The 22,758-nt window shown below is 59.7% G+C and carries 21 protein-coding genes, 7 pseudogenes and 1 other annotated feature; of the genes and pseudogenes, 19 read left to right on the top strand and 9 right to left on the bottom strand.

Translation table 11 applies throughout. From position 1 onward, the window contains the following. Together C5J26_RS20095 and C5J26_RS32800 are read right to left on the bottom strand one after the other, a co-directional pair. A pseudogene (locus tag C5J26_RS20095) lies at positions 1-185 on the bottom strand (mandelate racemase/muconate lactonizing enzyme family protein); the annotation flags it as partial. Positions 186-193: 8 nt separating this feature from the next. Next, positions 194-346, bottom strand: coding sequence for a hypothetical protein (locus C5J26_RS32800; RefSeq protein WP_172724070.1), 153 nt, complete (start codon positions 344-346; stop codon positions 194-196). Between the two features lie 3 nt (positions 347-349). Between C5J26_RS32800 and C5J26_RS33270 the strand changes: the two are divergent. Then, positions 350-646, top strand: a pseudogene (locus tag C5J26_RS33270) (hypothetical protein); the annotation flags it as partial. Between the two features lie 586 nt (positions 647-1,232). Here the strand turns inward: C5J26_RS33270 and C5J26_RS32790 are convergent. Together C5J26_RS32790 and C5J26_RS33265 are read right to left on the bottom strand one after the other, a co-directional pair. Further along, a complete protein-coding gene (locus tag C5J26_RS32790; RefSeq protein ID WP_172745933.1) occupies positions 1,233-1,598 on the bottom strand; it encodes a hypothetical protein in 366 nt (121 codons plus the stop codon). Between the two features lie 120 nt (positions 1,599-1,718). Then, positions 1,719-1,949: pseudogene (locus tag C5J26_RS33265) on the bottom strand (VapC toxin family PIN domain ribonuclease); the annotation flags it as partial. Positions 1,950-2,009: 60 nt separating this feature from the next. Here C5J26_RS33265 and C5J26_RS33670 point away from each other — a divergent pair. The 5 genes and pseudogenes from C5J26_RS33670 to C5J26_RS20055 all read left to right on the top strand — a co-directional run. After that, positions 2,010-2,716 (top strand): annotated as a pseudogene (locus tag C5J26_RS33670) (IS3 family transposase); the annotation flags it as partial. Then, positions 2,291-2,407 (top strand) — a sequence feature (AL1L pseudoknot). (Overlaps the previous pseudogene by 117 nt.) Continuing rightward, positions 2,710-2,931, top strand: a pseudogene (locus C5J26_RS20070) (transposase); the annotation flags it as partial. The pseudogenes C5J26_RS33670 and C5J26_RS20070, both read left to right, overlap by 7 nt. A gap of 4 nt (positions 2,932-2,935) precedes the next feature. After that, positions 2,936-3,232, top strand: a pseudogene (locus C5J26_RS20065) (integrase core domain-containing protein); the annotation flags it as partial. A gap of 294 nt (positions 3,233-3,526) precedes the next feature. Then, positions 3,527-3,985, top strand: a complete 459-nt coding sequence (locus tag C5J26_RS20060; protein ID WP_105427761.1) for a tripartite tricarboxylate transporter TctB family protein — start codon at positions 3,527-3,529, stop codon at positions 3,983-3,985. Positions 3,986-3,989: 4 nt separating this feature from the next. Beyond that, entirely contained in the window at positions 3,990-5,486 is a 1,497-nt protein-coding gene (locus C5J26_RS20055; protein ID WP_105403388.1) for a tripartite tricarboxylate transporter permease, read from the top strand. Between the two features lie 50 nt (positions 5,487-5,536). On the opposite strand, the gene C5J26_RS20050 is transcribed toward C5J26_RS20055, so the two are convergent. After that, entirely contained in the window at positions 5,537-6,940 is a 1,404-nt protein-coding gene (locus C5J26_RS20050; RefSeq protein ID WP_105403368.1) for an MmgE/PrpD family protein, read from the bottom strand. Positions 6,941-7,032: 92 nt separating this feature from the next. Beyond that, on the bottom strand, positions 7,033-7,989 hold the full coding sequence (locus C5J26_RS20045) for a tripartite tricarboxylate transporter substrate binding protein (RefSeq protein WP_172745945.1): 957 nt from the start codon (positions 7,987-7,989) through the stop codon (positions 7,033-7,035). Positions 7,990-8,354: 365 nt separating this feature from the next. On the opposite strand from C5J26_RS20045, the gene C5J26_RS20040 reads away from it, so the two are divergent. The 12 genes from C5J26_RS20040 to C5J26_RS19985 all read left to right on the top strand — a co-directional run bounded on the left by C5J26_RS20040 (position 8,355) and on the right by C5J26_RS19985 (position 19,054). Then, positions 8,355-8,795, top strand: a complete 441-nt coding sequence (locus tag C5J26_RS20040; RefSeq protein WP_105403366.1) for a helix-turn-helix domain-containing protein — start codon at positions 8,355-8,357, stop codon at positions 8,793-8,795. Positions 8,796-8,807: 12 nt separating this feature from the next. Continuing rightward, on the top strand, positions 8,808-10,619 hold the full coding sequence (locus C5J26_RS20035) for a peptide antibiotic resistance protein (RefSeq protein ID WP_105403365.1): 1,812 nt from the start codon (positions 8,808-8,810) through the stop codon (positions 10,617-10,619). A gap of 33 nt (positions 10,620-10,652) precedes the next feature. Next, positions 10,653-10,871 carry a hypothetical protein gene (locus C5J26_RS20030; protein WP_105403364.1) on the top strand — a complete coding sequence of 73 codons (219 nt, stop codon included), beginning with the start codon at positions 10,653-10,655 and terminating at the stop codon, positions 10,869-10,871. Between the two features lie 19 nt (positions 10,872-10,890). Then, entirely contained in the window at positions 10,891-12,042 is a 1,152-nt protein-coding gene (locus tag C5J26_RS20025) for a YcaO-like family protein (RefSeq protein ID WP_105403363.1), read from the top strand. Further along, positions 12,039-12,734, top strand: a complete 696-nt coding sequence (locus C5J26_RS20020; RefSeq protein WP_105403362.1) for a TfuA-like protein — start codon at positions 12,039-12,041, stop codon at positions 12,732-12,734. The genes C5J26_RS20025 and C5J26_RS20020 overlap by 4 nt, the downstream gene beginning before the upstream one ends. Positions 12,735-12,824: 90 nt before the next feature. After that, entirely contained in the window at positions 12,825-13,043 is a 219-nt protein-coding gene (locus C5J26_RS20015; RefSeq protein WP_105403361.1) for a hypothetical protein, read from the top strand. Between the two features lie 1,004 nt (positions 13,044-14,047). Further along, a complete protein-coding gene (locus C5J26_RS20010; protein WP_105403360.1) occupies positions 14,048-14,437 on the top strand; it encodes a cytochrome c family protein in 390 nt (129 codons plus the stop codon). A gap of 130 nt (positions 14,438-14,567) precedes the next feature. Beyond that, the gene (locus C5J26_RS20005) at positions 14,568-15,383 is read left to right on the top strand and encodes a cytochrome c oxidase subunit II (RefSeq protein ID WP_105403359.1); all 816 of its coding nucleotides are present in this window, start codon (positions 14,568-14,570) and stop codon (positions 15,381-15,383) included. A 49-nt stretch (positions 15,384-15,432) separates the two neighbouring features. Continuing rightward, positions 15,433-17,211 carry a cytochrome c oxidase subunit I gene (locus tag C5J26_RS20000; RefSeq protein WP_105403358.1) on the top strand — a complete coding sequence of 593 codons (1,779 nt, stop codon included), beginning with the start codon at positions 15,433-15,435 and terminating at the stop codon, positions 17,209-17,211. Further along, positions 17,208-17,927 carry a cytochrome c oxidase subunit 3 gene (locus C5J26_RS19995; protein WP_105403357.1) on the top strand — a complete coding sequence of 240 codons (720 nt, stop codon included), beginning with the start codon at positions 17,208-17,210 and terminating at the stop codon, positions 17,925-17,927. The genes C5J26_RS20000 and C5J26_RS19995 overlap by 4 nt, the downstream gene beginning before the upstream one ends. Before the next feature lie 37 nt (positions 17,928-17,964). After that, positions 17,965-18,684 carry a heme-copper oxidase subunit III family protein gene (locus C5J26_RS19990; protein WP_105403356.1) on the top strand — a complete coding sequence of 240 codons (720 nt, stop codon included), beginning with the start codon at positions 17,965-17,967 and terminating at the stop codon, positions 18,682-18,684. 7 nt (positions 18,685-18,691) lie between these two features. Continuing rightward, complete coding sequence (locus tag C5J26_RS19985; protein ID WP_105403355.1) at positions 18,692-19,054, top strand: cytochrome C oxidase subunit IV family protein; 363 nt, start codon at positions 18,692-18,694, stop codon at positions 19,052-19,054. 28 nt (positions 19,055-19,082) lie between these two features. On the opposite strand, the gene C5J26_RS19980 is transcribed toward C5J26_RS19985, so the two are convergent. Then, positions 19,083-19,907, bottom strand: a complete 825-nt coding sequence (locus C5J26_RS19980) for a DUF2189 domain-containing protein (RefSeq protein WP_105403354.1) — start codon at positions 19,905-19,907, stop codon at positions 19,083-19,085. Positions 19,908-20,247: 340 nt separating this feature from the next. Between C5J26_RS19980 and C5J26_RS19975 the strand changes: the two genes are divergently transcribed. After that, the gene (locus C5J26_RS19975) at positions 20,248-21,330 is read left to right on the top strand and encodes a methyltransferase (RefSeq protein WP_206051206.1); all 1,083 of its coding nucleotides are present in this window, start codon (positions 20,248-20,250) and stop codon (positions 21,328-21,330) included. A 423-nt stretch (positions 21,331-21,753) separates the two neighbouring features. Here C5J26_RS19975 and C5J26_RS33550 read toward each other — a convergent pair. Together C5J26_RS33550 and C5J26_RS19960 are read right to left on the bottom strand one after the other, a co-directional pair. After that, a pseudogene (locus C5J26_RS33550) lies at positions 21,754-21,912 on the bottom strand (helix-turn-helix domain-containing protein); the annotation flags it as partial. Between the two features lie 88 nt (positions 21,913-22,000). Continuing rightward, complete coding sequence (locus tag C5J26_RS19960) at positions 22,001-22,732, bottom strand: response regulator (RefSeq protein WP_105403386.1); 732 nt, start codon at positions 22,730-22,732, stop codon at positions 22,001-22,003. Positions 22,733-22,758: the final 26 nt, after the last annotated feature.

Genomic DNA, 22,758 nt, shown 5'->3' with positions numbered 1-22,758 from the left:
GTGGGCTTCAGGGCGGGGAATTCCACGCGGCGCGGGACCTCGCCCTCGATCTGGTGGAAAAGGTAGTCGAGAAGCGGCGGAAGCGCCAAGTCGGGGCCGTGATTGTAGCATTCGCTCCAGCCGGAAATGCCTTCGCTGGTCTCGATCTTGAGCAACAGGCGAGGACGGTCGTCGATGCGCTGCATCTATGTCTTTATTCCGGTAATACGCACTTTAGTTTTCTCCCGTCAGGCGGCGAGCGCTTCGTTTTGACGCGGTCGACAATGCCGCGCAGGATCCGCCGCTCATCCTCGTTGAGAGCGACGACGCCCGGAATGCGCACCGGGCCGACATCGGTGCCGAGCATGCCGACGTATCCATTCAGGCGGAAATCCTCAACTTATTAAAGGATCTGCGCGATCGGGAGAAACTGACCTATATCCTCGTCAGCCACGATCTCGCGGTCGTCGCGCATCTTTGCGATCGCGTCGCCATCATGCAGAACGGCGGCTTCGTGGAAGTTGCCACCAGGGCGCAGCTGGTCGCGGGAACCGTGGCGTATCCTTATACCCGCGTGTTGACGGATGGCAGCAGAGGTTATGGCCCCAAAGCGCTCGGTTGGTGTTACCGCCTCCTGATCGCAGAAGACAGAGAAGGCGGACCATAAATAGTCCTCCTCCCTGCCAAGATGGGACTCATGCCGATGATTGCAATGGCAACCGGGCACCACCGCCAAGTTCTTCTTCACCCAAAAGCGAGCGTGGGAGTTGGTTGCGGACGGCATAACTATCTATCTATTGGATAGTGCCAGTCACGATGGGATCCAATTTGTCGAGTTGGTCCCAAGCGAGCGACGCGCCAAACAGCAGCACAGCAATAATCGGGATAACCAAAAGCACAGCACCACCGGAAACACGCATAACAAAACCTCTCAGCGATTGAGCCGCAGACTCATGCTCCGGCTTCGTTACCGAAAGGTTAATTGCGTCTCGCTTTCACACAGGAAGGCACACCAGCTGGACTTCTTCCCGACCCGCACTCCCTTCAATGATTGCTGAGGAGGGTTGGCAGATGGAGGACGTCATAACTTACGAGTTGCAGACACGATACCGATCCCCATTGAACGGACCGGACGGCCGGCGGTTCAGGAAAGGGCGAGTTCAGGGAGGGATGAAGCCGGGCGATCTGTCGACTGAGCGGCTTCATCAGGAATGGCTACTAGAACAAGAGCACCTATGCGAAGCTGGCTCCATCTATAGGGCGATGAAACGGCAATGCTCCTCGGGCTTTCGACGATCGTCGTGCTTTTCGTAACGAAACCGTTTTGATCGGATCGGCGTGCCGCGATGATGGTGCCGCTTACCAAGCTCCTGATAAACATGAGCGGGTGCAAGTCGTCCTGGTGATTCCGGGACAAAGAATGCTGTAGTGTGCCGGCGAGCGCGTGCTGCGGCTTTAGAGATTCTGAGAAGGAAGCTGATATGGGATGGAAAACGCCAAAGGTCGAGTTCGTCAACGGTTATAGGATTGTTGAGCTCGAGGGACCGACCTTCAAAGTTTATGACGGCGACCGCCAGCTCGGTGAGGATTTCCCCTACTCCGGCGAAGCGGCCGCTCACGCGAAGTCTCTTCCAACACTGGATCCTCCGCGGCGCTGAGTAGGAATTCCGAGCGATTTTCGGGCACTTCCTCTTCGGTGGTCTCGGTGGAAATCGGAGTCAAGGACACTTAGCCAAATATCACCTTTGTTGGGACCATGGATTGATCACTTTCATCCGGCGGCCTCGAAGGGGCTTGCGTTGCGTATTGCGACCGCGAGGCCATTCGCCGCTGCTGTGGCTGCAATATATCCGACTGCCTTCCCGGACACGCGAGCGCGCGCCATCAGTTCCGAGTAGATTGGGAGCGAAGTGAGGAAGCACGTCGCCCCCCAGGCGATCGCAAAGGACAGTTTGCCGTTTGCCTGAAGGATGGCAGTGAACCGCACCGGGTTTGCCGGAGGCTCCAACTTCTGAGAAAGTGGAGCCATCATGAGCAAGACAACGAACAAGTTTTCACCTGAAGTCCGTGAGCGTGCCATCCGCATGGTCCTGGATCATGAAGCAGAACATCCGTCACGGTGGGCTGCCGTTTCATCTATTGCGGCCAAGATCGGATGCTCGCCAGCCACGTTGCATGAATGGGTGAAGAAGACCGAGGTCGACAGCGGCAAACGAGCAGGCTTGCCGAATGATGTGGTCGAGAAGATGAAGGCTCTTGAGCGGGAGAACCGTGAGCTTCGTCAGGCCAACGAGATTCTGCGCAAGGCGTCTGGCTATTTCGCGATGGCGGAACTCGACCGCCCCTTCAAACGATGATCTCGTTCATCGACGAACACCGAGGCGTCTTCGGGGTCGAGCCGATCTGCAGACTATTGCCGATTGCCCCGTCAACTTACTACGAGAACGTCGCCAAGCGCTTGGATGTGGATCGCCTGTCGATCCGCGCCCACAGCGATATCAGTCTGAAGATCGAGATACGTCGTGTCTTCGAGCAGAACTTCCGCGTCTATGGCGTTCGCAAGGTCTGGCGGCAATTGAAGCGTGAAGGCTTCGATGTCGCCCGCTGCACGGTCGCCAGGCTTATGAGGTCGATGAGCCTACAGGGCATCATTCGCGGAAAGCCGATCCGCGCGACATTCTCTGACAAGACGGCCCCGAGCCCGCTTGACCGGGTGAACCGCCGGTTCAAAGCCCCTGGCAACGCGGCAGCAACGAAAACACCAACGGCCAGCTACGCCAGTACTTTCCGAAAGGAACAGATCTGAGCCAGCAAGGGCCTGATGAACTCAGCGCTGCAGCGCACACTCTCAATAGCAGGCCCCGCAAGACGCTGGGTTGGCGCACACCTGCAGAGGCTTTCGACGGGATGCTCAAATCGGATATGATCGAGAGTGTTGCGGCGACCGGTTGAATCTGCCCAATACGTGTCGATTAGATATTCCGAGCGCTTGGCGGAAGCTGGCATAGAGCTTTCTGTCGGAAGCGTCGGCGACAGTTATGACAACGCCCTCGCCGAGACAATCAACGGTCTCTACAAGGCCGAGGTCATACATCGGCGTGGACCATGGAGGAGCTTCGAGACAGTGGAATTCGCCACTCTTGAATGGGTCGACTGGTTCAACCACCGACGACTTCTGGAGCCCATCGGACCGCCAGCCGAAGCCGAAGAGCAGTACTACGCCATGCTGGACGAACCAGCCATGGCCGCATAACTTAAACGAAATGGCCTCCGGCAAACCCGGTGCGGTTCAGAGAGATGGAAACCACCATACGGCGCTATATGCACCTGCCCGTTTCGAACATCGGAACGAGCCGTCTTTATCTTTGTATAGCCGCCTTCTTGTAGGCTAGCCATCTGTCTCGGCCGATATCTTCAGCTCGTTGCGAAGGAGGGTGGGAACAACTTGGGATTTAGTCGGCCGCCAACAGATCTCCAGCGCAGATCAGTCAAGCCAGCATAGCTTGAACATAGGCCTGGGCACTGGCCTCGAACATTGGGATCGATCATGACATTTCATGCAGACCATGCGGTGGGTATCCTGTTCGCCGCAACTGGCGGCATCGCCGTCTATCTCGGCCTGGACTACGGCTTCGGCGACCTTTCGGAAATGGGGCCGGGCGCCCTACCGGTGTTGCTTGGCACGACACTCTCCGTCTTCGGCATAGCCCTCCTGATGAAAGCCACACTGGCGAATGCGGGTGCGGCAGCCATTGCGCTCATACCGCGCGAGGAAATCCGGCCATTCCTGGCGATCCTCGCGGCGCTGTTTGTCTTCAGCCTGCTTATCGACCGTGTGGGACTGCTGCCAAGCGTCGTCGCACTGATCGGTCTCGGCTGGCTTGCGGACAAACGCAGCCGGCTGAAGGAATTGCCCGCCCTGACCCTGGCGATCGTCGCCATCATCCTGGGCATCTTCCATTTCGGTCTCGGCATTCCATTCCACCTGTTCGACTGGAGTATCTAGCGTGCTGGACTTCGTTTCTTCCATTGCGCTGGGCTTGCAAGTCGCCGCCAGCATCGACAACCTCTTCTATTGCTTTCTCGGCGTCACGCTCGGAACCGCCATCGGCGTGCTGCCGGGCGTAGGCCCGATCATCACTATCTCGCTGCTCCTGCCGCTGACTTTCGGACTACCGCCAGAAGGTTCGGTGATCCTGCTGGCCGGCATCTATTATGGCGCCGCCTATGGCGGATCGACGACCTCGATCTTGCTCAATCTTCCCGGCGAAGCATCGTCGGCGGTCACCTGCCTGGATGGCTACCAGATGGCACGTCAGGGTCGCGCAGGCTCGGCGCTCGCCATTGCCGCGCTTGGTTCCTTCTTTGCCGGCACCGTCGGCACGCTGCTGATCGCGCTTGCGGCACCCGCCATGGCCTCGGTAGCCGCGAAATTCGGCTCGGCGGAATATGCCGCCCTCGTCTTCTGCGCGCTTGTCGCTACCGCCTCGATTGCCAAGGGCGGTTTCGTCAAGGGCATCGGCTCGGCAGTTCTCGGCGTGCTTCTGGGCTTGGCGGGTGCCGATGTCGCCTCCGGCGTCTTCCGGTTCACCTTCGGGATTGCGGAACTTCGCGACGGTATCGACTTCGCGGTGCTTGCCGTCGGCCTTTTCGCGGTATCGGAAATCATCACCACAATCGGCAGCACGGGGACGCCGGAACTGGTCACCTCAAAGGTCGGCCGTCTCTGGCCGAACCGCGAGGAATTCCGTCAGGCCTGGCCGGCCGTATTGCGCGGCACGGCGCTCGGGTCGTTCCTCGGCATGCTGCCCGGCGCAGGCCTCGCGATGAGTTCGTTCTCCGCCTACATGGTCGAGAAGAGCATTTCGAAACAGCCCGGTCGTTTCGGCAGCGGCGCGGTTGAAGGTGTTGCGGCTCCCGAGGCGGCCAACAATGCGGCATCGCAGACCGCCTTCATCCCCACTCTGATGCTCGGCGTGCCCGGCAGCCCGGTCATGGCGCTCTTCCTCGGTGCGCTGCTGATCCAGGGCGTCAATCCGGGCCCGAGCATGATTACCAACAATCCGCAGCTTTTCTGGGGACTGGTCGGATCGATGTGGATCGGCAACCTGATGCTCGTCATCCTCAATCTGCCGCTGATCGGCCTGTGGGTGAAGCTGCTGACCGTGCCGTATCACTGGCTCTATCTGTTCGTCCTCGCCTTTGCCTGCGTCGGGGTCTTTTCGATCGGTTTCTCATCGTTGCAGATCCTGACCCTCGTCATCTTCGGGGTCGTCGGCTACCTCCTGAAGCGTGCCGACTGCAGCCTTGCCATGTTCATCCTCGGCTTCGTGCTCGGGCCGATGTTCGAGGAGAATTTCAGACGTGCCCTGTCACTGTCGCGCGGCGATCCAATGACCTTTATCAACCGCCCGATCAGCCTCACCTTCGTGGTCCTCGGCATCGCGATCCTGCTGGCTGCCACCACATCTTTCGTAAGGAAAGGCGCACAGGAGGCGGCGGATTGAGGCCTACGTCGTCCTCCGGGCGGCTGTAAATTCGAGTGCCATCAGTGACTTTACCCGCGCAGCCCCCTGAACAGAGCGCCAATGTCCTCGGCTTCCTCCAAATTGAGCAGAGCTGTCGCCAGTTCCTGGCCCGCCGCGTCGGAAATCACGCCACGAACATTCGCCCGGAATTTCTGCAGATAGCCCTCGCGGGCGACCGGGTTGCGGCGGGTGCCCGGCATATCCTCGATCGTATGAGATAGTTCGCGTCCATCTTTCAGGCGGACGGAGACGGTCGCGCGCGAACGGCTGATATCATGTGCGGCCACCAAATCCGGCCGGTGGATGACCTTATCTGCCATCGCGTTGATGAGCGGGTTGACGAGGTTCTCCGGCGCGTAGGCATCCTTGTCCATCCGGCCAAGCACCAGCGCTTCGGCGACCGTATGTTGCAAGCTGATACGCCCGTGCCAGGAGGTCCGCGGCCGGCGCTTTTCTTCGACCGGCTCGCAGACGGTCGCAAAGGAACGGGGCATTATATCGCAATAGATGACATCCACATCTTCCGGCTTGACGCCATGAGCATCGCGAAGCTCGATCGCCGCGGCGATGAACGGGATCATCGTATATGCGCAAGGATGCGCCTTCGAGGCGATGTTCAACACTTCCCAGCGCTCGCCGAGTTCGTCCGTCAGGGCCGAAAAACGGAACTCGGGTTTGGACTGAAAATAGCTCTTGAACCAGCCGAACTTGCCTTCGAAGACCGGATAGGGACCGGAAATGCCCTGGTTCGCCAGTGCGACAGCGCGGATTGCCGACGATGCCGCCATGCCGATATGCAAGGTTTTGGTCGAGGTACCGTCCTCGAACGAGGCAATCGAGCCCGCCGAGAGGCTGGCCGCCGTACCGATCGCATGCACCGTCTGCTCGACCGAAAGGCGCCGTAGATGCGCAAGCCCCCAGGCCGCGCCGAAGACGCCATAGACGGAACTCGGATGGAACCCCACCTCATGCATCCGCACCGGTGAGACGAGGCCGAGACGGCATAACAACTCGCTGCCGATCAGTGCGGCGTGCAGCAGGTTTTTACCCGAAAGGCCGAGACGCTCGCATTCCGGCAGCAGGGCCGACAGCACGACGCCGGTCGGATGGATATTCGACTCGATATGAGTGTCGTCGAATTCGAGAACGGCGGACATGACCCCGTTGATGAAGGCCGCACTCGCGGGTGTCGTCGGCGCAGCGTCCGTCACGGAAAAGGCGCTCCCCTGGCCGCCGTCCGATTCCGCCACGGAGCGCCGTGCGGCCGAAACTACGTCGAGCCGGCTCGATGCGATCATCACGCCGACGACGTCCAAAATCCGCAACTTGGTATTTTCCAGGACGTCTGCCGGAACCGTATCGAGCGGAAACCCCGTCATCCATTCCGCCACCTTGGCGCTCAGGGTCGGGGCGGTCGAGCGTCTCTCCTGCATATTTGGATCCTTGTTGGCCTATACTAAAACAATACGCGCCAGCAGGTCCGCGCGTGTTGGTGTGGCTGTCTTATCCGGATTACTCCGACGGGTTATTTCTTGGGGAGCTCCATGCTCTTCAGCAGCTCGCCGAAATAGGCATATTCGGCCTCTAGCTCCTGCTGAAGCTGCATGCTGGTGCGGAAGCGCGGCGAGAAGCCGGCGCGGGTGAGAGCAGCGCGGAATTCCGGGCTGGCATCTGCGTCCTTCAGCGCCTTCTCGATCATGGCGACAAGTTCCTTCGGCGTGCCGGCGGGTACCATGACAGCCTGCCAGCCACCGGAGCGGATGTCCTTCAGGCCCACTTCCCGGAACGTCGGCACATCGGGGAAGTCAGGCAAGCGTGCCTCGCTCGGCACGGCGATCGGCACGAGCTTGCCTTCGCGCGACGGCGGAATGACCATTGCGTCGATAACGAACTGCACATCTCCCGAAAGAAGCGCCTGAACCGCTTGCGAGGCCCCACTATAGGGAATGTGCCTGGCAGTGACGCCCACAGTCCGCAGAAAATCCACGCCGATAATATGGCCGGTCGAACCAACACCCACCGAAGCGTAGTTCAGGGTTCCTGGATTGGCTTTCCCGTAGGCCACCAGTTCCTGGTAACTTTTCACCCCGAGCGATGCCGGCACACTCAGCATGCGCACGGATTCGCTGACATTGGCGATGGCGACGAAATCCTTGAGCGGATCGAAACCGATCCTGGTGATATGCGGCGCGATCGTGAAGATGGCGCTGCCGGCGAGAAGCAGCGTCCCTCCGTCCGGCTTGGCGCGGGCCGCCTTTTCGGTGCCGATCGTGCCGCTGGCGCCACCGATGTTCTCGATGACCACCGTGGTCTTAAGACGCTTGCTGAGTTCATCCGCGATCATCCGGCCGGTTATGTCACCGCCGCCGCCAGGGGCGTAGGGCACGATCATGCGCACCGTCGAGATGGGATACTGATCGGCTGCCCAGGCGCCCACCGTATAAAACAGCACCCCCGCCGCCGCACCCAAGCCATTCCTCATCCAATTTTTCCAGCGAACCATGGTCCCCTCCCTTGATGCCCGGCGACTGCAGAGATCGCATACTGGTAGCTGGATCTCGGAATTGCAAAAGACTGCTAGGAACGTTTCGAAGCGCGGAATAGCGAGTTAGAGAGCAAGCGAGGCGACGCAGATGATCTTCGCCATCGAGAAGCCTTGGCTAAAAAACGCCGGCGGAAGTGTCCCGACAGAAACTCCGCGCCCAGATCAGGCGCACTGGAAAAGCTTGGAAGGCGCGCAGGTCGTGGTTTGCCATGAATCTACATAGTGCACACCTTTGCCGGCAGGTCCCAGTTGCACGAAGTCTCCGTTTATACCACTGTGTAGCGGTGACAGAGGGTGCAGTGATGGATCAGAAGAAGCCGAACCCGATTGATATACATGTTGGATCAAGGATCCGGCTGAGGCGGGCCATGCTGAAGATGTCTCAGGAGAAACTGGCCGACGGGCTTGGGATTACTTTCCAGCAGGTGCAGAAATACGAAAAGGGAGCCAATCGGGTTGGCGCCAGTCGTCTTCAGATGATTGCAACTATACTGGACACGCCTGTTGGCTATTTCTTTGCCGATGCGCCAATCCCGTCATCGACGACCGATAGCAAGCCTGTCGTGCACGAGGAAGATGCGGTGACCTCCTTTCTGGCAACCCGCGAGGGGGTGGAACTCAATCTGGCATTCCAGAGGGTGGCGAATGCGAAGCTGCGCCAAAACATCGTTCAACTGGTCAAATCCCTGGGGGCCCCGTCAGGTCTGGATCGCGATCACGCGGATCCGGGCGCAACGCGTTAGCGGATCATTCCGATGCTCCGGCTTGTGACATTCGGAGGCCTTTGGCTTGCTGACGAGGACCGAGGGACGCTGCCACTGCCACAGAAGGCACTGTTCGGCCTCGCCTATATGTTGGCCAGCGGTGAATTTGAACTGCCGCGAGATTATCTGGCGCGACTGCTTTGGGCAGGCGATCAAGACGCCGCCAAGATCAACTTTCGAAAAATGACCGAGCGCGTGCGCAAATGCGCCGTGGACGGCTGGCCCGCGCCACTCGATTTCACGGCTTCGACCGTACAGCTATCCGCCGAGCCCGTTGAGGCGGATTTCTCCGTCTTCTCCAGTGATCTTGAAGCGCTGCCGCGATTGAACGCAATGTCGAAATTGATGACGCGGCAGTTTATGGATGAAGCCAATTTACCTGTCGGCCTAAAACCATGGGTCGAGAAACAACGGTCGGTCCAGTGGCAACGTTTTCGCGCGGGGCTCTTCGAGGCACAAGCCGCAGCGGCCAGTCGGTCGGAATGGGCCGATGTCAAGGATAGCGCAAAACAACTCCTCGAACACGATCCGGGCGATTCCGCCGTACGCGAGGTGCTGCTTGGGGCGCATCGTCATGAAGACCAAATTGGATCCTCTAGATCATCGATCAGTCGAGCTGAGTTCACGTTGCCCGTAGGGACAGCGATCGTCCCCTCAATGCCCACGGAACTGCCCCGGCTGGTATTGCTTCCCCCCCAGGAAGCAGAGCAAAACGCGGCTTATCCAGCCCGCGCATTGATGGAAGATATCACGATAAGTCTTTGCTCCTTGAGGACGGTGGCGGTCGTTGCTCCGTATACGGCTGCCCGCATCCGGCAGGATGCGGATAAGATGGCTCAGCTGGAGAGACATTCCATCTCCTACGTCCTCGACACCAACATCAGCAGCGAAGGTCTCTTCGTGCAGATGATCTTCCTTCCCTCGGACAGCGTTTTGTGGGCGGAACGCTTCCGCCTCAATGCCAGCTCGCTTGCTTCACACCGCAGACAAGTGGCGCAGATGATCGTGATGGCCATCAGCGGCCACCTCCAGCGCACCGAAATTGTGCTCGCCGATTACCGTGCTCATCCGGATGTCTATAGGTCCTATCTTGCAAGCGCCCAGCATCTCAACAAGTTCACGCTCCCTGACGTGCGCCGGGCTAGAAATGCATTTCGAGAAACGCTGCGAATGCGCGGGGATTTCGCGCCGGCGTTGGCGGGTTTGTCCCGTACCTACTCCTGGGAATGGGTCTTGACGGCACGGGGAGAGACCGAACTGCTGGTTCAGGCGGAGGAAACGGCAAGAAAAGCGGTGGCCTTGGAGCCGGAACTGGCATCGGCGCACCGCGAGCTTGGGCTATCGAGGCTTTACCGCGGCGATGTCGACGGGAGCCTGGAGGCATTCGATCGCGCGGAGGGATTAAGCCCACACCTTGCCGACGCAATATGCGGGTATGCCGACGCTCTGGTTCATGCATCGAAGCCCGCCGATGGGTTGGCAAAGATCAACAAAGCGATCCGCTTAAATCCGATATGCCCCGACGATTATTTCTGGATTGCGGCCGGCGCCAGCTATTTCCTAGGCGAGTTTCATCAAGCGATCGGCTACATCGACCGAATGGGCGACTCCTCGTCGGCCCGGCGATTGCTTGCGGCGAGTTACGCTATGGCTGGCGATACCGCGAAGGCACGCGTCCATCGCCGCAGGGCTCAGGAGCTCAACCCGCAATTCGATCTCGACAAATGGCTCTCCGTGCTGCCGGTCAAAGAGCAATGGCAGAAGGAACTCTACCGGGAAGGCCTGGTGAAAGCCGGTTTTTAGATTTTTTAGTACCAAAAACCAAGGGGGTAACATATGGCAAGAGTTGTGATAATCGGGCTGCCTGGAGACAATCAGCTTTACCTGGCGGACATTGATGCGGGAACGGTCCTGCCGATGCAGCCACCCGTTTCCGGGCCGCTGGCTGCGGCAAACGATCTTAGAAATGCAGGGGGAACAATTGTCAAAGACGTCAATTTGGCGGTTGCAGTCTCTTCCTCTGAACAGGCTTTCTCTGGTGTCTTCGATGGCTAAGCTGCCGACGGCGTAAACGATGGACCGCATCTGCTCGCCCGAGGAGACCTATGAGCGGGTGCGTCCTTTTCTGAAGACGCTCGGGATAACCCGCATTGGCCGCCAGACCGGACTCGATCACATCGGCATTCCGGTCTGGTGCGCCTATACTCCAAACGCCAAATCGATCGTGGTTGCTCAAGGCAAAGGGCTTACCGATGCCGATGCGAGAACATCCGCGGTCATGGAGGCCATAGAGCGGGCTGTCGCTTGCGATCCGTTCCTGTCAATCAGGAATGTTTCCGCGTCAGCTTTTTCGGATGCCGGCGAGCGTGTCGACTTGCTTGTGCCGCTCCTTGGCCGGAATCAGTCCCCTCCCCGGGCAACCGACATTATGGCATTTGCGGCGGGAGAAGACCTCTTCAGTTTTGATCGCGTCTACGTTCCGGCCGAAGCCGCGTCGCTCGATCGGAGCCTGTCGAACTGCCGGTACTGGCAATCTTCGGATGGCCTTGCATCGGGCAACACGCATGACGAGGCAATTTTCCACGGCCTTCTCGAGCGTATCGAACGCGACGCTCATGTCTTGTGGCAGGTTCTTCCTGAATCTGGCCAGCACTCCAGGTGTCTGGAACCCGACGCATTCAGCGATGAGGACGTTAGGTCCCTTATCGCGAAAATCGAGGATGCGGGCATCCTGCTGCGCATGTTCGACATGACAAGCGATATCGGCATACCGTGTATCGGCGCCTTCCTTGCGGCGAAAACCGCGCTCGCGTCCCGTGCGCCACGGTATGTCGACGTGACGTTCGGCTGTGGCGCTCATCCATCCCCCGAGCGCGCTGCAGTGCGCGCGCTGACGGAAGCTGCACAGTCCCGGGTCACTTATATCAGTGGCGCACGTGACGACGTATTCCATGAGACCTATCGACGACCACTGCCGGAGAGGTTGTTAAAGTTGTTTTCTGCTGATCCTTCACGCGGCGTGCCCTTGCCCGGTCCGAACGACCTTGCAGGAATCTTGGGGAACTTGAAGCGGTCGGATATCACGCAAGCAATCGCCGTTCGATTGAGCGAGCCGACATCACCTTTTGCGGTCGTCAAGATATTGGTGCCCGGACTGGAAAGCCCTGAGGGAGAGCGCCGGCGCAGATTTGGCGAGAGGGCGATGACAGCATCGTTTACCTCATGAAAGTACTCTTTGTCGGTCCAAGCCTTCCGGAGGCAAGACGTTTCGTCACTGATGATATAATTGTAAAGCCGCCGGCGATGCAGGGAGATGTGCGGCTGGCGGTCGACGAAGGTGCGCGGGCCATCGGATTGATCGACGGCGCCTTCGAATATGTCGCCCCCGTCTGGCACAAGGAAATTCTCTACGGTCTATCAAAAGGCGTTGCGGTCTTTGGAGCGGCGAGCATGGGTGCCTTGCGGGCGGCAGAGTGTCACGCCTTCGGCATGACTGGCATTGGCGAAATCTTTGCGGCCTATGCGAGCGAAACCCGTGTCGACGATGCGGATGTCGCACTGCTGCATGGACCGGAAGAGCTTGGATATGTCGCCGTCACCATCCCGATGGTCAATGTCGACGCGACCGTCACCAGCTGTTGCGCGCACGGCCTGATCGACGGTCGGGAGGCGCGGCATCTCAAAGAAAGCGCGCGGCCCTTGTTTTTCAAGGTCCGTAGCTGGAACGCGATCATGGCAAACTGCCCGGAAATTACGAGTGGGCGCGCCAACGAATTGCTGCGAATTCTTCGCCACAACTACGTGGACCAAAAAAGAGCCGACGCCATGGCCCTGATCGACGCTCTGCGCCGGGCAGACACGTATTCTCCCTCCACCCACTTTGAATTTAACCGAACGTCTCTCTGGCGTGATGGCTAGCGTCATCAGCCATGCGTTGTGTCACGCCGATGTCACGCCCGACGACCCTCAAAGCGTTTTAGATTGCCCACACAAGTTGGAGGTCGGTGCATGGCATACTCGGATTTGCAAACTGAAATGGAAGTAGAACTCGTCGCTCTGGCGAGACTGGTGATCTACGCGCGAGAGATCGCAAAAGGCCTCAAATCGATCGAGGTCGAGGCTGGACTTTCCGTGACGCTTGAAGCGATCACCAAGGAGCTTACTGGTGACCTGGATGTTACGGCGACCAAGCACTCACGCAAAACATCAAGTCAAACCTATCAATAGGCGGAAACCGCGATCGGATCATGGTCGACGATTGAGGTCGCTGAACGGTGCAGTGGGGGCGGCACGAAGGGCTCGACGGGCGGTATGGAAGCACGTCGAGCCCTCGCCGCAGTGGGGGTAACCGCTGGGGGCGGCCCTGCGGCAGTGGAACTTCCACACAGCTGTCGCTGTCGTCCAGTTCGGTCGGGAAGTGTAGCGAATATCCGGCAAATTTCTACCACAACCGACGAATACTGGGACAACTTTTGCAGGCGCATGATCTCGTCGGCGTACCGGGTCAGCGCGCCGGCAATCAACTCCGGCGGAATACCATCAAAAATTGACGAGAAGCTTCCGGAGATCGGCGGTGAGATCTTTGGTCAGCGCCACAACATTGCTTGAGACCGCCAAGCTCTCTCTCGGGTCAGCAATCGTCGCTGGCGTGTTCAGGGGGCCATTGCCCTCAAGTCGAGAAATCGAATGGATTTGGTTGGACTCGGTGAAAAATCACGGACAAAATTGGATGAGACTGGCATGAACGCGAGACCATCAAAAGCATCTTCTGCTGAGGAAAGCATATCGGCCTTCGGAGTGACCACGCCCAATAACACGTCTGCCATGAGCCTGCGCGGTCCACAGCGGCCGTGGGTTCAAGTTGACCGCAGAACGGTTGCTGTTTCTCTAGGCCTTCTGAGCGGGCTTTGGTCATTGGGAGCCGCAATCCTTGTCTATCTACTCACATAGAGCGCTGATTGATCTCATGCTGCACTGCGTGTCGGTCCCGCGTTGAAGGCCTCCTGGCAGACGGCGCGGACCCCTCGGGGCTTCCAGCCGTCACAGGTCCAGGCTTTCTTGATCGCATCCTCAAAGGGCCATTGAGCCAGATATGATCCGCGAACCTCTTGTGGGGCCGGTTGACTTGCCAACCCGGAGGACTACTCTTTTAGTGATCGCAAACATATCCGCGCGAAGATGACGGCGGATGATGTGGCAATTGGGCAACCTTGAGGAGGATGAGGTTTGCCATGACCTATCGTGTTGTTCTGTTGATCGGCGCGTCCATCGTCGCCGTTTCGTCGCTTGATGCCCTAGCTCAGGAAGGTGACGCGACGGCGGGCGCCACCGTTTTCAAGAAATGCGCGACCTGTCATGTCGTCGATTCCGATACGAACAAGGTCGGTCCGTCGCTGAACAAGCTGTTCGGCCGAAAGGCCGGAACGCATCCCAATTTCGCCTATTCGACCGGGATGAAGGCGGCCGGAGACGGCGGTCTTGTCTGGGACGAGGCGGCGTTGCGCGACTATCTGCACAATCCAAAAGCGAAGGTGAAGGGCACCAAGATGGCCTTCGTCGGTGTGAAGGACGAGCAGGAGATTACCAATCTCATCGCCTATCTCAAGCAATATTCCCAGTGACAGTCTGAGAGACGACCGGGTGGACATGCCTAAATTGCAGTAATTGCCCATCTTTTCCATTCGTGCGATAATAACCCGGTATTTCTGCAGAATGTGGTTTCACGGTCGACCTGCTCAGGGAGGGGCGGAAATGGCTGTTGTGCTGATTCTCGTCCTGATTGTCGTCGGCTCCGTGCTGTTCCATGTGCTGAGCCCGTGGTGGTGGACGCCGATCGCGTCCAACTGGACCTATATCGACAGCACACTCGTCATCACCTTCTGGATCACCGGCATCGTCTTCGTGGCGGTGGTTTCGTTCATGGCCTATTGCGTCTTCCGCTTCCGGCACAAGCCAGGCAGCCAGGCGGCCTATGAGCCTGAAAACCGCAGGCTGGAATGGCTGTTGGCATCGGGAACGGCAGTCGGCGTCGCGGCGATGCTGGCGCCCGGCCTCGTGGTGTGGAACCAGTTCATCACGGTGCCTGACGATGCCGTACCGGTCGAGGTCGTCAGCCAGCAGTGGCTGTGGAGTTTCCGCCTGCCGGGCGCGGACGGAAAGCTCGGCCGTGCGGAGACGCGCGACGTCAGCCCCGAAAATCCGCTCGGCCTGAACAAGAACGACGCAAGCGGCCTCGACGACGTGATCATCGAGGGCGGCGAGCTGCATCTGCCGGTCGGCAAGCCGGTGCGCATATTGCTGCGCTCCGTCGATGTCCTCCACGATTTCTATGTGCCGGAATTCCGCGCCAAGATGGACATGATCCCCGGCATGATCACCTATTTCTGGTTCACGCCGACACGGACGGGAAGCTTCGAGATTCTCTGTGCCGAGCTCTGCGGCATCGGCCATGCGCAAATGCGCGGGACCGTCGTCGTCGAGGAAGCGGCGGACTATCAGACCTGGCTCGGGCAGCAGCAGACATTCACCCAGCTTATGGCATCGGGAGAGCCGCGACCGGCAAACTGAACCGGTGAAACGGTTTCAGGCAGCATCGGAAGGAAAGGGAAGAGACATCATGGTCGAGATTCCATCCGGCAGCGCAGGCGCCATCCCCTCCGCCGAGGTCGAGGATGTCGAGCTTTATCATCCGAAAAGCTGGTGGACGAAATATGTATTCAGCCAGGATGCCAAGATCATCGCCGTGCAATATTCGCTGACCGCCATCGCGATCGGCCTCGTGGCGCTGGTGCTCTCCTGGCTGATGCGTCTGCAGCTTGCCTTTCCCGGCTATTTCGCCTTCATCGATGCCGATCACTATTATCAGTTCATCACCATGCACGGCATGATCATGGTGATCTATCTCCTGACCGCGCTGTTTCTCGGCGGCTTCGGCAATTACCTCATTCCGCTGATGGTCGGCGCGCGAGACATGGTGTTCCCTTATGCGAACATGCTGAGCTACTGGATCTACCTGCTGGCCGTACTGATCCTGGCCGCGGGCTTTTTCGCCCCCGGCGGCCCGACAGGTGCCGGCTGGACGCTCTATCCCCCGCAGGCCGTCCTGTCAGGTACGCCCGGCGGCAAGGACTGGGGCATCCTCCTCATGCTCTCCTCGCTGATCGTCTTCATCATCGGCTTCACCATGGGTGGCCTGAACTATGTGGTGACGGTGCTGCAGGGACGCGCGCGCGGCATGACGCTGATGCGCATGCCGCTCACCGTCTGGGGCATCTTCACCGCCACCGTGATGGCGCTGCTCGCTTTCCCTGCCCTGTTCGTCGCCTGCGTCATGATGCTGTTCGACCGCCTGCTCGGCACGAGCTTCTTCATGCCTGCCATTGTCGAAATGGGCGAGCAGCTGCAACATGGCGGCGGCAGCCCGATCCTGTTCCAGCACCTGTTCTGGTTCTTCGGCCATCCGGAGGTCTATATCGTCGCACTGCCGGCCTTCGGCATCGTCTCCGACCTGATCAGCACGCATGCGCGCAAGAACATCTTCGGTTATCGCATGATGGTCTGGGCGATCGTCGTCATCGGCGCGCTCAGCTTTATCGTCTGGGCGCACCATATGTATGTCAGCGGCATGAACCCGGCCTTCGGCTTCTTCTTCGCCACCACGACCTTGATCATCGCCGTCCCGACGGCGATCAAGGTCTACAATTGGGTGCTGACGCTATGGCGCGGCGATATCCACCTGACGCTGCCGATGCTCTTTGCGCTCGCCTTCATCGTCACCTTCGTCAATGGTGGCCTGACGGGCCTGTTCCTCGGCAATGTCGTCGTCGACGTGCCACTGTCGGATACCATGTTCGTCGTCGCGCATTTCCACATGGTCATGGGCGTGGCGCCGATCCTCGTCATCTTCGGGGCGATCTGTCACTGGTATCCGAAGGTGACGGGACGCATGCTGAACGAGACGCTCGGCCAGATCCACTTCTGGACCACCTTCCTCGGCACCTATGCGATCTTCTTCCCGATGCATTACCTCGGCCTGCTCGGCGTGCCGCGCCGCTACTTCGAGATGGGAGAGACGGCCTTCGTTCCGCCTTCGGCCCACACGCTGAACATCTTCATAACGGTGATGGCGCTGATCGTCGGGGCCGCGCAGATGGTTTTCCTGTTCAATCTGGTCTGGAGCCTTTTCCGCGGCAGGGAGGCAGGCGGCAATCCATGGCGGGCAACGACGCTGGAATGGCAGACGCCGCAGACGCCGCCTGCCCACGGCAACTGGGGCAAGGAGCTGCCGGTAGTCTACCGCTGGGCCTATGACTACAGCGTGCCGGGAGCGGCCGAGGACTTCATTCCGCAGACCGTGCCGGCAGATGGCGGCGTTACACGGGAGGTTCCGGCATGAGCGTCACGCTGATCTTCCTTGCCGTTATCGCCGCCATCATCGTCTGGTGGCTTTCCGGACAGCGGCTGGCCTCGAAACCCTGGCTCGAAACCGGGTCCGTGCAGCTGCCGGATCATCACGGCACCGATCGGCAACAGCCGCCCGTACCGGCGGTGAAAATCGGCCTCTTCGTGTTTCTCGGCGTCGTCGGCGCACTCTTCAGTCTTGCCGTCAGCGCCTATTTCATGCGCATGGCATCGACGGACTGGTGGGGCACACCGGTTCCCCGGCTGCTCTGGGTCAACACCGCAGCACTGGCCTTAAGCAGTGTCGCGCTGCAATGGGCGAGAAGAGAAGCGGGGCACGGCCACATGGAGAGCCTGCGGCCGGTGCTTGCCGCCGCATTTGCGCTTGCCCTCTTCTTTCTCGTCGGACAGGTCCAGGCATGGCGGGAACTGACGGCGGCCGGCTATGTGCTGGCCGACAATCCCGCCAACAGCTTCTTCTACATGCTCACCGGCCTGCACGGCCTGCATATCCTCGGCGGGCTCGCCGTGCTCGCTCACACGACGGTCAGGGCATTCGCGAGCGACGTTCAGCCGGACAGGCTGCGCCTCAGCATCGATCTTTCCGCCATCTATTCGCATTTCATGCTCGCCGTCTGGCTCCTGCTCTTTGCGCTCTTTGCCGGCTGGGCGAATGACTTCTTCGATCTCTGCCGCACATTGCTGACCTAGGGGCCGAACCAAGGGAGCTCAACCAGGAGATTTGCAGATGGCACAGACTATCGGGACACATGGCGAGCCAGACCTCAGGCCGGCGGGCCTGCGCGGTGTCGCCGCCGATTTCGCGTCGGATCAACGCGCCTTCAAGACCGCCTCCTGGGGCAAGGCGATGATGTGGATCTTTCTCTTGAGCGACACCTTCGTCTTCGGCTGTTTCCTGATTGCCTACATGACCGCCCGCATGTCGACGCCGGTCGCATGGCCCAATCCGAGCGAGGTCTTCGCGCTGCATATCGGCGGCCAGGACGTGCCGCTGATCCTGATCGCGATCATGACCTTCGTGCTGATCTCGAGCAGCGGCACCATGGCGATGGCGGTCAATTTCGGCTATCGCCGGGAACGCCACAGGACCGCAATGCTGATGCTATTGACGGCGCTCCTCGGGGCAGGCTTCGTCGGCATGCAGGCCTTCGAATGGACGAAGCTGATCACCGAAGGCGTGCGGCCCTGGGAAAACCCCTGGGGGGCGGCACAGTTCGGATCCACCTTCTTCATGATCACCGGCTTTCACGGCACCCATGTCACGATCGGCGTCATCTTCCTCCTCATCGTCGCCCGCAAGGTCTGGCGGGGCGATTTCGACCAGGAACGGCGCGGTTTCTTCACCAGCCGGAGAGGCCGCTACGAGGCCGTCGAGATCATGGGCCTCTACTGGCACTTCGTCGATCTGGTCTGGGTCTTCATCTTCGCATTCTTCTATCTGTGGTGAGGTCGTCATGAACGAGACAACGGCGCATGCACACATCCAATCTGGACAGCAGCTCCAAACCGGGCAGCAGCATCCGATCCGGCTCTACCTCTTCGTCTGGGGCCTGCTCTTCGTACTCAGCGCCTTTTCCTACATGGTCGATTATCTCGGCCTCCAGGGCTATCTCAGATGGACACTGATCCTGCTGTTCATGCTGGCGAAGGCCGGGCTGATCGTTGCGGTCTTCATGCACATGGCTTGGGAACGGCTGGCGCTCGTCTACGCCATCCTGCTGCCGCCGCTGCTGGTGCTGGTTTTCGTCGCGCTGATGGTATCGGAAGCGGACTATACGATCTTCACCCGCCTCGCCTTCTTCGGCACTGGTCCCTGACGGGCAGTGCCGAAGCCGGTTTTCCGACCTACCGACCGGTGCCGCTCCCCGAGACGGATTCCGGTTCAACGACCTTGCGATACAGATGCCAGGTCGCGTGCCCAAGTACGGGGATCACGATAGCCAGACCCGCAAAGAACATCGCAAAGCCGACGACCAGAAGCACCGCCACGACGAGACCCCAGAGCATGAATTCCATGGGATTGACCGCGAAGGCTTTCATCGAAGTATAAACCGCGGCCGCCGCACCGGTGTCGCGATCAAGAAGCAGCGGAAATGCAATGACTGTGGTGCAAAGCACGGCCAGAGCGAAGAGGAAGCCGACGGCAATGCCGTAGAGGATCAGCTGCCAACCCCTGCTCGTCGCAAACACCTCGTTGACGAAAATCAACAGCGATTCCGGCCGTTCCGGCCCGAACAGGCTGACATAGAGCGACTGCGCCGTCAGAAGCCACAGGATAAAAATCACCGCCAGCATAAGGCCGATGGCAAGGATTGCCGGGACCGCCGGGGAATGCCTGATTTCGAGCGCATGCTGCCAGGAGGTGTCAAGGCCAAGCTCCCGCCGACGACTGATTTCATAAAGGCCCAGCGCCGCTATCGGACCGATCAGGGCAAAGCCTGACATCAGCGGAAACAGCAGCGGCAGCGCATTGGCACCGGATGTCCAATACGCCAGGACCACACCGGCCATAGGGTAGATCAGACAAAGAAAGACGTAGTGCGACGGCTTGGTCCAGAAATCATCCAACCCCTGACGCAGCGAGGTGAAGACATCCGCCACATTGATGCGCCGCACGGTGGGATAGGCCGCCTTCCTGGCGCCTCCCGCGATCACGTGAAAATGTGCCATAACAATTCCTCTCCATTCTTGTCACAGACAACAACGACCACAACGGATACCCGCGTTAGGAACGGCGCCATAGGACTGAACCTGCACGCCTGAAGACTATACACCCCCGGTCGAAACTTGACCAGCGGCGCACCCTACGGCGCAGAATTGCTGCGCAAGTCAGCCGGCTCCGGCCAAATGATATAAGTTTCAACCGTAACCAAATTTTCTCCTTCTGAAATCGTAGCGTAGCCCTGCGCGCCCAGATTCGCACCTGAGCAGACAGGAGCCACAGTTCGCCGAATGGATGGCCACAAGCCAGCCGGTTGCGGCTGTGACATGCTCTGAAAAAGAGGTGATCATGGTCAGTCAATTTTCGCAGGCAGCACGTCCGGCCAAGCATACGAACGTCCAGCCGATTGCTACGCCGGAGCTTCCTTCCGCCGTCCCGCTGATGGCGCTTTCGACCGGGTTCTGGGCCTTCAAGACCCTGGCCGCTGCGCACGAGCTGGACCTCTTCAGCCGCCTTGCGGGCGGCCCGGGCGCGACTGCCGGCGAGCTGGCGCAAGCGCTCGGTCTACATCCACGCCCGGCCGAGATGCTGTTGACCGGCTGCGCTGCACTCGGGCTTCTGGAGAAAACGGACGGCCGCTATCGCAATACGCCGTTAAGCGAAGCCTATCTAGTGCGCGGGAAACCGAACTACTTCGGTGGCTTCGTGCAGATGGCCGACAAGCGGCTCTACGCGGGCTGGGGCAAACTTACCGAAGCGCTGCGAACGAACCGGCCAACCACGTGGGACCCGGAGGTACAATCCTCGCTGTTCGACGGCGAGGACCCGACAATGCTGGCGTACTTCTGGGAAGCGATGCATTCGATGTCCACGATGAGTGCGCGCAAGCTCGGCGAAGCGGTGGATCTCGGTCATTTCCGCCGCCTCCTGGACATCGGCGGCGGATCGGGCGCCTACGACATCGAGCTCTGCAAGCAATATAACGAGCTTTGTGCGACCGTGTTCGACCTGCCGCATGTCGCCGAGATCGCAGCAGGCAAGGTTGCCGAGGCCGGCTTGGCCGACCGCGTGGATACCGTCGGCGGCAGTTTCTTCGATGGTCTTCCGGACGGGCATGACGTACATCTTTTGTCGATGATCCTGCACGACTGGGACGAGGCGACGAACCGCGCCCTGCTGCGCCGGTCCTTCGAGGCTTTGCCGAGCGGCGGTGCAGTCGTCATCAGCGAGCTTCTTGTCGATGACGAAAAGACCGGGCCAGTGCCGGCCGCGCTGATGAGCCTCAACATGCTGATCGAGACGGAAGGAGGACCAAACTACACGCCGGCCGAATATTCGGCATGGATCGAGGAAGCCGGATTTAGGCACGTCGAGACGGTCTGGTTCGACGCGCCCGCCGCCAGCGGCGGCGTAATCGGCCGCAAGCCGTAAGGTGTAAAAACGGAGTGGAATAGGCGTTCTGCCGTCCACCCCCAAGAATATGCCCCTGATCTGGAAAAATGGGAGGCCGAAATGCCTCACACCGAAACCCGCAGCAGCCGTAAGTTGTCGAGAGTGCGCCCGCCTGGATTCGCGCTGAAAACCACAGTGGCTGTAATCCGGGTTCTCATAACCTGGCAACTGACCATCACAAGACGTCGGGCAATCGCGCATTTGTCCCCCGAACAGCTGAGAGATATCGGCTGTTCCGAGGTTCCCGCGCCAGTATTTGAAATCAAGCCATGTCTGATCACCAACCTGATGTCGATGAAGTAGCGAACCGAATTCCGACGGCCGACAACCGGCGATCAAATGATCGGTGGCACAATCCATGCCGCCCGGCTGAGCCCACATCTGTGGGGGCGGCAATCCCGCCGATCCTTCGCGGCGATACCGGTCGAGCCATTTGCGGACCGTTCGCGGGCAGACGCCTGCGGTCTTCGCAACCGCCTGGAGCGTCTGTCCGCTCTCGACCTGCATAACATTTGGCTCTCGATCGCGTGGCGTCAGCCGGGCATTCTTATGGACTTTCATCCGGTCCTCCGAGAACCACTGAAGCTTCGACAACCTCAGCTTCCCGGTCGAGACCGGATGGACCAACCCAATGAAAGCTCACGCCTAGCTAGGAGATTGTTACGGGGGTCGTGAACAAATAGCCTGCTCCACGCTCTGTGACGATCAGCTTCGGGTCGCTGGGATCCTGCTCCAACTTGCGGCGCAAACGCAGAATCTGCACGTCGATGCTGCGGTCGAAAACCTCCTCGTCGTGCACGCGGCTGGCGCTCAGCAATTGGTCACGCGTGAGCATCTGCTGCGGAGAACGCAGGAATGCCGTCAGCAGATTGAGCTCGCCCGCGGTCAGCGGAACCGGCTTTCCTTCTGGAGAAACGAGGCGGCGCATCCGCATGTCCAAATGCCAGCCGGCGAACCAGTAGCGGACCCGGCGCTCGTTGCTGCGCAGGCGCTGCTGAGCGGCGGCGGAACGGCGTAGCACCGCTCTCATGCGCGCCAGCAGTTCACGGGGGCTGAAGGGCTTCGTCAGATAGTCATCGGCTCCGAGTTCGAGACCGACGATCCTGTCCGTTTCCTCGCGGCGGTGTCCGGTGACGACGATGATCGGAGCTTCGGGAGGACTGCCGAGGCGACGCATCAGATCGAGCCCGTCCTCGCCTCCTAGCTTCATATCGAGGATAATCAGGTCGACCGGCTTTTCCCGCAGGACCGATTCCATCGCCTGCCCGTCGGCAACTGCGCTGACGGTGAAGTTCTCTCCTTCCAGGTACTCGGCGAGCATATTGCGCATGTCCGGATCGTCATCAACGATCAGCACATGGCTCGCTGCGGAGGAGGTCATGATGATTGCTCCGATCGCTCGCGCCG

The sequence above is a fragment of the Neorhizobium sp. T7_12 genome (genome assembly GCF_002968535.1).
Lineage (GTDB): Bacteria > Pseudomonadota > Alphaproteobacteria > Rhizobiales > Rhizobiaceae > Neorhizobium > Neorhizobium tomejilense.
This window is presented reverse-complemented; position numbering and strand designations above follow the sequence as displayed.